Genomic DNA, 11,726 nt, shown 5'->3' with positions numbered 1-11,726 from the left:
GGACCCGGCCGTACGAAGGGCCTCACCGCCCCCTGACGCGGCGGGAGCGGGAGTGGGAGCGGGGGCGGGGGCGGGTGGCGGCCAGGGCCAGCGCCCCGGCCGCCCCGGCGACGCCGACCACCGGCAGCAGCGTCCACACGTCCACCAGGGCCGTCAGACCGGCGCCCAGGCCGAGGGCCACCGCGTTCGGCACGAAGACCAGCGTGCTGGCGGTGCCCGCCGCCCGGCCCACCGCCTCCGCCGGCACGCGGCGCTGGACCGCCGTCATCGTGGCGATCAGGACCCACGGCAGCCCCACCCCGATCAGCCCGCTCGCACCCAGGACCACCACGTCGTACGGCAGCACCCTCGCCGCCGCGCCGACCGCGAACAGAGCAAGCCCGGCCACCGCGAGGGTGCGCTCGGCGACGCGCCGCAGCAGCGGACCCGCCACCAGGCCGGCCGCCACGGACCCCGCGCCCTGGACCGCGTACAGCACGCCCGCGTACGCGGGGGCGTGCCCGAGTCCCCGGTCCACCACCGCGTAGACCGCCGCCCCGTTGAGCCCCGCGAGCAGCATCGTGAAGCCGCCCGCGAGCACCAGCGGGCGCAGCGCCGCCGACGCCCACAGCATCCGGGCGCCGTCGGCCACCGGCGCCCGCCGCCCCGGCACCGGCCGTCCCTCCCGCACCCGCAGCAGCGCGAACACACCCGCCGCCACGGCGAAGGTCGCCGCGTCCAGGAGCGCCACCGGGCCGCCGCCGTACCGGGCGAAGAGCCCCGCCGCCACCAGCGGGGCGACCAGCTTCATGGCCTCGTTGACCGTCATCCGCAGCCCGTTCAGGTCCCCGAGCCGCTCCCGGTCGAGCGCCCCGGCCGCCAGCGCGGCCTCCGCCGCCTCGTGGACCGCGCCCTGCGTGCCGTACAGGACGAGCACCACGAACAGCAGCCACACCCGGTCCGGCCGGTCGACCCACAGCAGCAGCGGCAGCAGCGCGGCCATGGCCAGGTTCACCGCCACGAGCAGGGGGCGCCGGCGCACCCGGTCCACCACCGAACCGAGCAGCGGACCGAGGAGCGCGGGCGCCCACAGGGCGAAGGCGGTCAGCGCCGCCAGACCGTCGGAGCCGGTGAGGGACTTGACCCAGATCCCGGAGACGAGCCACATCGCCGTCGTGCCGAACCCGGACACGAGGACGGCGGTCAGATAGAGAGGAACGCGCATGACCGCAGGCTGGCGTCTGAGGAGGCCCGCCCGGATCGGTCAGGTGCCCTAGAGAACCGTGCGGATTTTTCCGTTCCGCTCGCCCGCGGGCGGGGTCGCCAGCGCGATGCGCCGGTGCGCCCGGCGCAGCATGCGGCGGACGGCGTACGGATGGATCCGGCGCACCACCGCGAAGTAGGCGCGGCCGTAGGTGTTGTGGAGCCGTACCGCCGTCGCCAGGGTGACGCTCTCGTCGTCGACCACCAGCGAGCCGCGGAAGTCGAGGTGGAAGGCGTCCTCGCCGAGCATGAGCTCCGGGCCCTGGGCGCCCCGCTCGGCGAAGGGCAGCACATGGCGCCAGGCCCGCGGGTCGCGGGGCATGCCCGGGGCCAGCGGCAGGCGCCACGCGTCGGTGAAGTCGGGCCGCTCGAACGCCTCGCGGAGCAGGTGGGCCCCCTCCGGGACCGGGACGGCGGTCGGCCGCACCCAGCGCATCCGGTGGGCCAGCATGGCGCGCCGCGAGCGGCGGACCGGCGGGTGGGGCAGGGAGCCGAGGGCGGCCCGCTCGGCGTTGTCGAAGATCTCCTCGACCATCGTGTCGTGCACGGGCTCGATCAGCAGCTTGAAGAGGACGAACGCCCGGAGGGGCATGGTCACGTCGAGGACGTGCGAGATCCGGCACCGGTCGGGACCGAGGGGTTCGACGTCGAGCCGGTGGAAGCCAACGCCCAGGTCGTCGTCGGTGTCGAAGCGGACGGACCGCCCGGGCTCGTAGGCGGCGACGTGATAGCGGACCGGGCCGTGTCCGCCGTCGGCGCCGACGGAGAGGGGCCGGTCGAGGACCATCGCGGGCCAGACCGGGGTGGGGAACAGGGGGTCGTCCGGCGCGGAGAGCCGGTCGAGGAGGGCGCCGACGGTCTCCGCCGGGGCCTCGACGATCCTCTGGTGGACGTTGCGTACCGTGCGCTTTCCGCGCATACCGCACCTCCATACGGGAGCGTATGTTCACCGTACGGTACCGTACGGACATGCGCGAGCACGAGGACCCCCAGGAACGAGAGGCCCGCCGAGAGACCCGCCGGAAGGGCGAGGGAGAGACGGGCGGCGGCACCCGGCGGAACGGGACCCGAGGAGCCGGGGCCGGGGCGGGAGCCGGACGCAAGCGGCTGACCGCCGACGACTGGGCGGACGCCGCCCTCACCGCGCTCGCCGAACGCGGTCTCGCCGGAGTCGCGGTGGAGCCCCTCGCGGCTCGCCTCGGCGCCACCAAGGGCAGCTTCTACTGGCACTTCGCCAACCGGGACGCCCTCGTCGCGGCCGCCCTCGCCCGCTGGGAGGAGCTGTCCACCGAGCGGATCATCACGGCCATGGAGGCGGCCGAACCCGACCCCGCGGCCCGCCTCGGCACCCTCCTGCGCGGCGCGACCGCCTCCGCCGCCGAGGACCCGCTGGAGGTGCGGCTGCTCGCCGCCGTCGACCATCCCGAGGTGGCGGCGGCCCTCGCCCGCGTCACCGAACGCCGGGTCGGCTATCTCGCCCACCTCTTCGAGCTGCTCGGCTTCCCCCCGCCGGAGGCCCGCCGCCGCGGCTTCCTCGCCTACACCAGCTATGTGGGGCACGCCCAACTGGCGCACGCCGTCCCCGGCTCCGTCCCCACGGACCCGGAGTACCTGGCGGCGGTGGCGGACGCTCTGCTCAAGCCGTGACGCGGGCCGCCCGCCGGGACTCGACGCGCAGCGCGACCCCCGTCGCCAGGGCGCCCGCCGCCTCCCACAGGCCCACGCCGAGGAACCCGGCCGGGGCGCGGTCGGTGAGGACCGCGAGGGTGAAGACCGCGAAGGTGAGGAGGCGGAAGGGGACCGTCCAGCGGAAGAAGGCCCTCCAGTCGGCGAGCGCGGCCAGCACGTAGTAGACGCCCATGTTGAGGGCGGCCATCGAGGAGGCGGTCAGGAAGAGCACGGTGTGGTCCCCGGCCGGCCGCTCGGCCCGCGGGACCAGGCCCATCAGCCGGAGCGTCGCGTCCGGCGAGACCAGGCCCACCAGCCCCAGGGCGGCGGCGAGGACACCGAAGACGGCCATCGTCCAGCCGGACGGGGAACGGGGCAGACGGGCGTTCGAGAGCATGCCCCCTGCATATCGTGCGGCGCGCGCCGGCCCGCAACCGACCCCCGCGACCGGCTGCCGGGACCGGCCTCCGGGACCGCAACCGGCCCCCACCTCACCTCACTTCAGCGCGGCCTTCATCATCTTCTGCGCCACCGGCGCCGCGAGGCCGTTGCCGCTGACCTCCGAGCGCGCCGCGCCCGAGTCCTCGATCATCACCGCGACCGCGACCTCCTTTCCGGTCGCCGGGTCCTTCGCGTAGGACGTGAACCAGGCGTACGGCGTCTTGCTGTTGTTCTCGCCGTGCTGGGCCGTGCCGGTCTTGCCGCCGACCTCCACCCCGCCCCCGATCGCCGCGTTGGTGCCGGTGCCCTCCTCGACGACGGTCCGCATCGCGCCGCGCAGTTGCTCCGCCGTCGACGAGGAGACGATCCGCCGGGTGTCGCCGTCCTCGTACGTCCGCAGGGCGTCGCCGTCGGAGTCGACGACCTGCGACACCATGTGCGGGCTCGCCATCAGGCCGTCGTTGGCGAGGGCCGCCGACACCATCGCCATCTGGAGCGGGGTGGCCGTCACGTCGAACTGGCCGATGCCGCTCAGGCCCGTCTGCGCCTTGTCCATGCCGGACGGATACACGCTCGGATACGCCCGCACCGGGACGTCCAGCTCCTTGTCGTTGAAGCCGAACTTCTCGGCCATTGCCTTGACCTTGTCCTGACCGAGATCGACGGCCAGCTTCGCGAAGACGTTGTTGCAGGAGTAGCGCAGGGCGGTGCGGAGGGTGGCGTTCTCGCAGGGCGCGGACGCGTTCTCGTTCCTCAGCACGGTCCGGGTGCCGGGCAGCGTGTACGGGTTCGGGCTGTCGGTGGCCGTGTCCACGGAGCCGTACAGGCCCTCCTCGAGCGCCGCCGCCGCGACCACCAGCTTGAACGTCGAGCCGGGCGGCAGCGGCTGCCGCAGCGCCCGGTTGACCAGCGGCTTGTCCTCGTCCTCGGTGAGCCGGCGCCACTCGTCGCCGTCCGTCAGACCGGCGATCTTCGACGGGTCATACGAGGGCGTCGACACCATGCCGAGGATCCGGCCCGTCTTCGGGTCGATCGCCACGGCGGCGCCCTTCTTCTTTCCGAGGGCCCGGTAGCCGGCCTTCTGCACGGCCGGGTCGATCGTCGTCAGGACCGTGCCCGGCTTCGCCTGCTCGCCGGTGAGCACGGCGAGCGGGTTCTTCAGCCGGGTGTCCGTGCCGTCGAGGACGTCGGCGTAGATGCCCTCGAGCTGGGTCGCCCCGTACGCCTGCGAGCTGTAGCCGGTGACCGCCGCGTAGAGCGCGCCGTCGGTGTAGTCCCGCTTGTACGCGAGGTCGCCGCCCTTCGTCTCCTTCGATCCGGTGACCGGCGAGCCGGCCACGACGATGTTCCCGAGCGGCTGCGCGTACTGCGCGATGGTCTTCCGCCGGTTGTTCTTGTCGTTCGCGAGGGCCTGGCCTTCGTACGCCTGCACCCAGGTGGCCCGCCCGAGCAGGGCGAGCACCAGGAGCAGCGCGAAGACCGAGGCGCGCCTGATCGTCTTGTTCATCCCATATGCGGGACGAGCGGGCCGGCGGCCGGCGTTCCGGATGTGTCCGGTTTCTCAGGGAATCTTCATGTACGGGAGCGGGGGCGGGGGCGGGGGCGGGGGCGGGAGTGGGGGCCGGGGCTGGGGCCGCCCCGGTCCTCAGGCGTTCGGCCGGATGAAGCCCGACTCGTACGCCACGATCACCGCCTGCGTACGGTCCCGGGCGCCGGTCTTCGCGAGGACGGCGGCCACGTGGGTCTTCACGGTCGCCGGGCCGACGCCGAGCAGGCCGGCGATCTCGGCGTTCGTCAGGCCCTTCGCCATGTGCCGCAGCACCTCCGCCTCGCGGTCGGTGAGCCGGGACACCCACGCGGGGGCGGCCGGCGGGTGCCGGCGGGCGTGCTCGGCGGCCAGGCCGCGGACGGCCGCCGGATAGAGCAGCGAGTCGCTGCGGGCCACCAGGCGCACGGCGCCGACCAGCTCCTCCGGCGCCGCCCGCTTGAGCAGGAACCCCGCCGCGCCCACCCGCAGCGCGTCGTACACGTAGGCGTCGTTCTCGAAGGTGGTCACCACCACGATCCGGGGCGCGTCGGGTCCGGCCCCGGACAGGATCCGGCGGGTCGCCTGGATGCCGTCGATCTCGGGCATCCGCACATCCATCAGGACCACATCGGGCCGCAGCTCCCGCACCACCGACACGGCCTCGGCCCCGGTCGCCGCCTCCCCGACCACCTGAAGGCCCGGCTCCGCGTCCAGGATCACGCGCAGCGCGGTACGGACCATGCGCTCGTCGTCCGCGAGCACGATCCTGATGACAGGGGCGGACGGGACGGCCACCGGGCTCGACGGCGCGGGCATCGGGCTCCCCGGCGTGGCCAGGGGGCCGTCCGGCGCGGGCAGCGCATTTTCGGCCGCGGTCGCCGGGCTCCCCTGCGCGGTCATCGGGCACCCCCCGTCGGGCCCACCGGCAGGCGGGCGGACAGCAGCCAGTGGCCGTTCACCGGGCCGGCCTCGGCCGTGCCGCCGAGGAGACGGGCGCGTTCGGTGATGCCGCGCAGGCCGCGGCCGCCGTCCGGGCGGGCGACCGGGGCCGTGCCGGTGAGCGGATTCTCCATGGTGATCTCCAGTTCGTCCCCCGACAGCGCGATCCGCGCCGTCACCGTCTCGCCCCGCGCGTACCGCACGGCGTTGGTGAGTCCCTCCTGCACGATCCGGTACGCCTCGCGCGACACCGCCTCCGGCAGCCCCGTCGGATCGCCCCGCACGGTCAGCTCCACCGCCGACCCCGCGCCCCGCACCAGCGCGTCGAGCGCCTCCAGGCCGGGAGCGGTGAGCTCGCCGTCGTCCTCGCCGCTGCGCAACAGGCCGAGCACGGAGTCGAGTTCGCCGACCGTGCGCCGGGTGGTCTCCTCGATCGCGGTGAGTGCCTCCCGTACGAAGCCGAGGTCCGCATCCGCCTCCGCCTCCGCGTCCGCGTTCGTGCCCGCGCGCGCGTGGAGCACCCGGCGGGCGGCGCCCGCCTGGAGGGTGACGGCGCTCAGCGCGTGGCCCACCGAGTCGTGGAGCTCGCGGGCCAGCCGGTTGCGCACGGCCAGTTCGGCGGCGCGCCGCTCGGCGGCGGCCAGTCGGTCGGCCGGGCTCGGCCCGAGCAGCCGGGGCGCGGCCGCGGCGAGCAGCGCGCCCGTCGCCGCCGCGGCGGCCGCGAGCCCGAGCAGCATCAGCAGCCCCAACGGCAGCCCGGCCCAGGCGAGCCAGGGCCGGTCCAGGTGCCAGAACTGCCCGAGCTCCGAGCCCCGCAGTTCCGCAGAGAACGGCAGTGCGGCCACCGCGAGCGCGAACGGCGGCAGCGCCAGGCTGGCGCCGCTGACCAGGGCGCCCGCGCCGAGGTGGAGCGTGAACCAGCCGGCGGTCCGCGCCTTCGCGTCCCGCCCCCGGGCGGGCCCCTCCGCGAACCGCCCGGGCGCAACCCCGCACAGGGCCCGCGCCGCCGCCACCGACATCGGGCGGGTCAGCGGGAAGAGCGCGGTGAGGGCGGCGAGGGGCAGCCCGACGGCGTACGCGCCGAACTGGACGGCGAGGCTGTTCGTGAACATCGATCCGCTGTCCGTCAACGGCCCCATGACCACCGTGCCCACCAGCCAGTACGGCATGAACACCGCGCCGCCGAGGATCAGATGGAGCCAGCGGCGCCTGGCCCGCTGCCCGAACAGGGCCTCCGCCGCGCGTCTCATGCGGTCCGGCCCCGCCGGTTCAGGACGACGGCCAGGCAGCCCGCCAGCAGGAATCCGGTGATCATCTCGCCAGCGTACGCGGCGGTCATCAGGCCCGTCGGCTCCTTTCCGGGATCGGCGAGCGGCAGCAGCGCGACCAGCGACATGTACGCGCCCCAGCATCCGGTCGCGCCCGAGGACACCCAGGCCAGGGCCATGGTGGTCCGCACCCGAAGGCCGGCCGGGCGGCGCAGGACGAGGGCGAGCGTGGCGACGGCGGCGAGGAGGAGGAAGACGGCACGCACGGCGTCCACGACCGCCCGGTCGGCGTCGTAGGCGCCGGTGAGCTCGGGGGAGAGGCCCCGGGCCATGCCGGCGGCCCACAGGACGTGCAGGGCGGCCGGCGCGAGGGCGAGCACGGAGCCGGCGACGGCGCAGGCCCGCAGGACGGGGCCGCTCGCGCCGGCGGGCAGCTCGCCGAGGCGCCCGCGCCAGACGTGGCCCCAGCGGTCGCGGGCGTACAGGACGAAGAGGATGCCGAGGTTCAGGCCCTGGACGATGAAACCGCCGTAGACGACGGGGAAGACCCAGGCGTCGAGGAAGGGCTCGTCGGGCGGCCCGGCGGAGGCGGAGCCCGGCCCGCCGAGGAGCGCGACGGCCACCTGGGCCGGATAGGCCACCATGATCGGGGCGAGGAGTCCGATCGCCGCCCACACGGGGAAGGCGAGCAGCCAGGCCCGCACCCGCAGCCCCCAGGGCCGGGTGAGGAGCAGCGCGAGCAGGACGACCGCCGCGTCGGCGAGCACGGAGATCCCGTTGACGACCGCCATCATCGCCGGGTGGTCGAGCAGCACGCTGCCCTCGGGGATGCCGACCGTGCTGCCGGCCACCCAGGCGACCTTGAGGCCGATGTACGGCAGGGTGCCGAGGACGGCGAGGACGCGCAAAGTCCGGCGGAGGCGGCTCGCGGGAGCGGGTGCGGACGCGGCGGCCGGGGTGGGAGCGGAAGCGGGTGCGGCGGCCGGTGCGGGGGCGGGGGGAGTGGGGAGGGTCGGTGAGGTCATGCCCCTACGGTCCCGTCCGGACCGGTCCCCGCGCCTCCTGCCGTACGACGAACCGCCTCCGCCGCGCGGGGGAGGCGCCCCGCCCTCAGGGATCAGAGCCGGCGGGTCGCGAGGGTGAGGCGGTCGCGGGCGTCGAACAGGGCGTCCTTGATGAGCTGTTCGTGGCCGGGCGTCAGCCGGGCCACCGGCACCGAGCAGCTCATGGCGTCCCGCGCCGGGGTCCGGTAGGGGATCGCGATGCCGAAGCAGCGCAGCCCCAGGGTGTTCTCCTCGCGGTCCACCGCGTACCCCTGCTCGCGGATGACGTGGAGCTCCTCGATCAGCTTCTCGCGGTCGGTGATCGTGTGCTCGGTGAGCGCCGGCAGGGTCTCCGGGAGCAGCTTGCGGACCTGCTCGTCGCTGTGGGTGGCGAGCAGCGCCTTGCCGAGCGAGGTGGAGTGGGCGGGCAGTCGGCGGCCGACGCGGGTGAAGGGGCGCAGGTAGTGCTGGGACTGGCGGGTCGCCAGATAGACCACGTTGGTGCCGTCGAGCCGCGCCAGGTGGATGGTCTCGGTGGTGTCGTCGGAGAGCCGGTCGAGGGTGGGCCGGGCGGCGGCCACCACCTCGTCGCCGTCGATGTAGGACGTGCCGACGAGCAGCGCCCGCACCCCGATGCCGTACCGGGTGCCGGTCGCGTCGGTCTCCACCCAGCCGAGCTCGACGAGGGTGCGCAGCAGCATGTACAGACTGGACTTGGGATAGCCGACCGCCTCCTGGACGGCGGCGAGCGAGTGCATGCCCGGGCGTCCGGCGAAGTACTCCAGCAACTCCACGGTCCGCACGGCGGACTTGACCTGGGCCCCGCCCGCGTCGTTGGTCGACATCGCCCTCGCCCCTCTCCCCGAACCCTCTTGTGGAGACGGCTGGGCCGTCCATAGAGTCCCTGTCGGGTTCACCTACAAGGACCGTGTTCAGAATAGCGAACAACGTGGGCGAGAGGTGTGGCGTGGCAGCAGAATCAGCCGTGACGGCGGAACCCGTGGCGGAACCAGTGTGGAGCGTGGACCCCCGGACGGGGAAGCCGCGGGAACAGGTCGCGGTCGAGGCCACGGCCGAGGACGTCGACCGGGCCGTACGGGCCGCGCACGCCGTCCGCGGCGCGCTCGCCGACCGCGCCGCCCGCGCCGCGCTGCTGCGCACGGCGGCCGACCTGCTCGACGAGGCGCGGGACCGGGTCATCGAGGCCGCCGACGCCGAGACCGCCCTCGGGACGGCCCGGCTCACCGGCGAACTCGCCCGCACCACGGGCCAGTTGCGCTACTTCGCCGGAATCGTCGACGAGGGCGCCTTCCTCGACGTACGGATCTCCCGGCCCGACCCCACCACCACCCCGCCCACTCCCGACCTGCGGCGCATGAAGATCCCGCTCGGCGTCGTCGCCGTCTACGCCGCCAGCAACTTCCCGCTCGCCTTCTCCGTCCCCGGCGGCGACACCGCCAGCGCGCTGGCCGCCGGCTGCCCCGTCGTGATCAAGGCGCATCCGGACCACCCGGCCACCTCCGAACTCTGCGCCGCGCTGCTGCGCAGGGCCGCGGCCGAGACCGGACTCCCCGAGGACGTCGTCTCCCTGGTCCACGGCTTCGACGCGGGCGTCACCCTGGTCCGCCACCCGCTGGTCGCGGCGGCCGGCTTCACCGGTTCCGTACGCGGCGGGCGGGCGCTCTTCGACGCCGCCGCCGCCCGGCCCGTACCCATCCCCTTCCACGGCGAACTCGGCTCGCTCAACCCGGTGGTGATCACCGAGGCCGCCGCCGAGGAGCGGGCGGAGGAGCTCGGCGCCGGACTCGCCGCGTCCATGACCCTGGGTCAGGGCCAGTTCTGCACCAAGCCCGGCTTCGTCCTGGCGCCCGCGGGCGAGGCCGGCGACCGGTTCACGGCCGCCCTGACGGCCGCCCTGAAGGACGCCGAGCCCGGGGTGATGCTCGACCACGGCATGCGCGGCCACTTCCTCACCGCCACGTACGAGGACACCCTGGAGGACGGCGTCGAGGCCCCCGTCCACCCCGGCCCCGGCGGACCGCACACGGTCGTGCCGGGCTATCTGCTCACCGACGCCGCCCACCTCCTCCAGGGCGGCCGGCACGTCCTCCTCCGGGAGACCTTCGGACCGGTCACCCTGGTCGCCCGCTACACCTCCCGCGAGGAGATCAGCGCCGTCCTCGCCCTGGTCCCCGGCAACCTCACCGCCACCCTCCAGATGGCCGACGAGGACCCCGACGCCCCTTCGCTGCTCGCCGAACTCACCCCGCTCGCCGGCCGCGTCCTGGTCAACGGCTGGCCCACGGGCGTGGCGGTCGCCGACGCCCAGCACCACGGCGGCCCTTACCCGGCCACCACCACCCCGTTCACCTCGGTCGGCGCAACGGCCATCGAACGCTGGCTGCGCCCGGTCGCCTACCAGTCCACCCCACAACACCTGCTGCCGCCGGAACTGCGGGACGACAACCCACTGGGCGTCCCGCGCGCCTGAGGTCCCCGGGGCCGCGCCCGGGCCGGAGCAGCGCTCCGGCCCGCGGCCCGTACCTACACCCGCACCACGATCTTCCCGGTGTGCGCGTTGGACTCCATCAGCCGGTGGGCGTCGGTCATCGACGCCAGCCCGTCGAAGGTCTCGGCGACCACCGGCGCCAGCGAGCCGTCGCGCAGCCCCGAGCCGATGAACCCGGCCATCCGGGCGCGCCCCTCGGCCGTGCGCACCACCGCCCCGTTCGCGTAACCGCGCACCGTCAGCGGCCACTGCATCGGCACCTCGGCCGGCCGCCGGTCCAGCCAGCCGTACAGCACCGCCGTGCCCTCCGGGCGCAGCGCCCCGCCGAGCCGGGCGAAGCCGGGGCCGCCGATCGCGTCGAAGACGAGGTCGGCGCCCCGGCCGGCGGTGATCCCGCGCACCGCGTCGACCAGGTCCTCCTCGTCGGTGACCACCACGTGCGCCGCGCCCAGCTCCCGCAGCCGCTCCCGCTTCGCCCACTCGCGGGTCGCCGCGATCGGCACCGCGCCGACCCGCAGCGCCGTCTGGATCGCGGCCGTGCCGACCCCGCTGGACGCCCCGGTGATCACCACATGGCCGCCGGGCCGCAGCCCGCCCGCCTCCACCATGCCGCCGTACGCCGTCGAGTACGCCAGCCAGGCCGCCGCCCCGGACACCGCGTCCACACCGGTCGGCCGCGGCACCACGTACTCCTCCCGCAGCACCACCCGCTCCGCGTACACCCCGTGCACCCCGAAGTCGAAGTTGGCCGCCGCCATCACCAGATCGCCCGGCGCATACGCGGTGACACCCTCGCCGACCTCCTCCACCACACCCGCCGCCTCGTAGCCGAGCCGCGAACCGGGCAGCGTCGCCGGGTAGTAGTACGTGCCCGAACGGAACAGCGCCTCCGCCCGGTTCACACCGATCGCCTCCACCCGCATCCGCAGCTCGCCGGGCCCCGGCGCCGGAAGCGCGATCTCCTCGACGCTCAGCACCTCCGGTCCGCCGAGCTCGTGGAACAGAACCGCCGTGGTCTTCGTGTCGTTTCCCATGTCCCTGACGCTAGGCGGGCACCGTCGAGACGCTCCATGTCTCTCCGGCTCCCC

Annotated in this window: 11 protein-coding genes; 2 read left to right on the top strand and 9 right to left on the bottom strand. The window is 74.9% G+C overall.

Features of this window, described 5'->3' with window-relative positions; translation table 11 throughout:
* Window positions 1-22: 22 nt before the first annotated feature.
* Window positions 23-1,204: an MFS transporter gene (locus tag ABZ135_RS04505; RefSeq protein WP_356691682.1), complete on the bottom strand. Its 1,182-nt coding sequence runs from the start codon at window positions 1,202-1,204 to the stop codon at window positions 23-25.
* A gap of 48 nt (window positions 1,205-1,252) precedes the next feature.
* Window positions 1,253-2,161, bottom strand: coding sequence for a DUF2867 domain-containing protein (locus ABZ135_RS04500; protein WP_356691680.1), 909 nt, complete (start codon window positions 2,159-2,161; stop codon window positions 1,253-1,255).
* 50 nt (window positions 2,162-2,211) lie between these two features.
* On the opposite strand from ABZ135_RS04500, the gene ABZ135_RS04495 reads away from it, so the two are divergent.
* Complete coding sequence (locus tag ABZ135_RS04495) at window positions 2,212-2,889, top strand: TetR/AcrR family transcriptional regulator (protein WP_356691678.1); 678 nt, start codon at window positions 2,212-2,214, stop codon at window positions 2,887-2,889.
* On the opposite strand, the gene ABZ135_RS04490 is transcribed toward ABZ135_RS04495, so the two are convergent.
* The 6 genes from ABZ135_RS04490 to ABZ135_RS04465 form a co-directional block, all read right to left on the bottom strand.
* Window positions 2,879-3,307 (bottom strand): hypothetical protein, encoded by a 429-nt coding sequence (locus ABZ135_RS04490; RefSeq protein ID WP_356691676.1) that lies wholly within the window; start codon window positions 3,305-3,307, stop codon window positions 2,879-2,881. The two genes, ABZ135_RS04495 and ABZ135_RS04490, sit on opposite strands and share 11 nt — an antisense overlap.
* A 99-nt stretch (window positions 3,308-3,406) precedes the next feature.
* A complete protein-coding gene (locus ABZ135_RS04485; RefSeq protein ID WP_356691674.1) occupies window positions 3,407-4,858 on the bottom strand; it encodes a penicillin-binding transpeptidase domain-containing protein in 1,452 nt (483 codons plus the stop codon).
* Between the two features lie 138 nt (window positions 4,859-4,996).
* The gene (locus tag ABZ135_RS04480) at window positions 4,997-5,695 is read right to left on the bottom strand and encodes a response regulator transcription factor (protein WP_356691907.1); all 699 of its coding nucleotides are present in this window, start codon (window positions 5,693-5,695) and stop codon (window positions 4,997-4,999) included.
* An 80-nt stretch (window positions 5,696-5,775) separates the two neighbouring features.
* Window positions 5,776-7,068, bottom strand: coding sequence for a histidine kinase (locus tag ABZ135_RS04475; RefSeq protein WP_356691672.1), 1,293 nt, complete (start codon window positions 7,066-7,068; stop codon window positions 5,776-5,778).
* Window positions 7,065-8,111: a hypothetical protein gene (locus ABZ135_RS04470; RefSeq protein ID WP_356691670.1), complete on the bottom strand. Its 1,047-nt coding sequence runs from the start codon at window positions 8,109-8,111 to the stop codon at window positions 7,065-7,067. Before ABZ135_RS04470 ends, ABZ135_RS04475 begins: the two co-directional genes overlap by 4 nt.
* A 92-nt stretch (window positions 8,112-8,203) precedes the next feature.
* The gene (locus ABZ135_RS04465) at window positions 8,204-8,974 is read right to left on the bottom strand and encodes an IclR family transcriptional regulator (RefSeq protein ID WP_356691668.1); all 771 of its coding nucleotides are present in this window, start codon (window positions 8,972-8,974) and stop codon (window positions 8,204-8,206) included.
* Window positions 8,975-9,129: 155 nt separating this feature from the next.
* Between ABZ135_RS04465 and ABZ135_RS04460 the strand changes: the two genes are divergently transcribed.
* On the top strand, window positions 9,130-10,620 hold the full coding sequence (locus tag ABZ135_RS04460; RefSeq protein ID WP_356691666.1) for an aldehyde dehydrogenase (NADP(+)): 1,491 nt from the start codon (window positions 9,130-9,132) through the stop codon (window positions 10,618-10,620).
* A 53-nt stretch (window positions 10,621-10,673) separates the two neighbouring features.
* Here the strand turns inward: ABZ135_RS04460 and ABZ135_RS04455 are convergent, their stop codons facing one another.
* The gene (locus ABZ135_RS04455) at window positions 10,674-11,672 is read right to left on the bottom strand and encodes a zinc-dependent alcohol dehydrogenase family protein (protein WP_356691664.1); all 999 of its coding nucleotides are present in this window, start codon (window positions 11,670-11,672) and stop codon (window positions 10,674-10,676) included.
* Window positions 11,673-11,726 lie beyond the last annotated feature (54 nt).

The sequence above is a fragment of the Streptomyces sp. NPDC006339 genome (genome assembly GCF_040612775.1).
Lineage (GTDB): Bacteria > Actinomycetota > Actinomycetes > Streptomycetales > Streptomycetaceae > Streptomyces.
The sequence above is the reverse complement of the archived record's forward strand: the minus strand, read 5'-3'. Positions and strand labels throughout refer to the sequence as shown.

Bases quoted from the DNA above. Each gene is read 5' to 3' on its own strand.
- ABZ135_RS04505 (WP_356691682.1), bottom strand. From the start codon at position 1,204: ATGCGCGTTCCTCTCTATCTGACCGCCGTCCTCGTGTCCGGGTTCGGC.
- ABZ135_RS04485 (WP_356691674.1), bottom strand. From the start codon at position 4,858: ATGAACAAGACGATCAGGCGCGCCTCGGTCTTCGCGCTGCTCCTGGTG.
- ABZ135_RS04500 (WP_356691680.1), bottom strand. From the start codon at position 2,161: ATGCGCGGAAAGCGCACGGTACGCAACGTCCACCAGAGGATCGTCGAG.
- ABZ135_RS04480 (WP_356691907.1), bottom strand. From the start codon at position 5,695: ATGCCCGCGCCGTCGAGCCCGGTGGCCGTCCCGTCCGCCCCTGTCATC.
- ABZ135_RS04495 (WP_356691678.1), top strand. From the start codon at position 2,212: ATGCGCGAGCACGAGGACCCCCAGGAACGAGAGGCCCGCCGAGAGACC.
- ABZ135_RS04465 (WP_356691668.1), bottom strand. From the start codon at position 8,974: ATGTCGACCAACGACGCGGGCGGGGCCCAGGTCAAGTCCGCCGTGCGG.
- ABZ135_RS04490 (WP_356691676.1), bottom strand. From the start codon at position 3,307: ATGCTCTCGAACGCCCGTCTGCCCCGTTCCCCGTCCGGCTGGACGATG.
- ABZ135_RS04455 (WP_356691664.1), bottom strand. From the start codon at position 11,672: ATGGGAAACGACACGAAGACCACGGCGGTTCTGTTCCACGAGCTCGGC.
- ABZ135_RS04475 (WP_356691672.1), bottom strand. From the start codon at position 7,068: ATGAGACGCGCGGCGGAGGCCCTGTTCGGGCAGCGGGCCAGGCGCCGC.
- ABZ135_RS04470 (WP_356691670.1), bottom strand. From the start codon at position 8,111: ATGACCTCACCGACCCTCCCCACTCCCCCCGCCCCCGCACCGGCCGCC.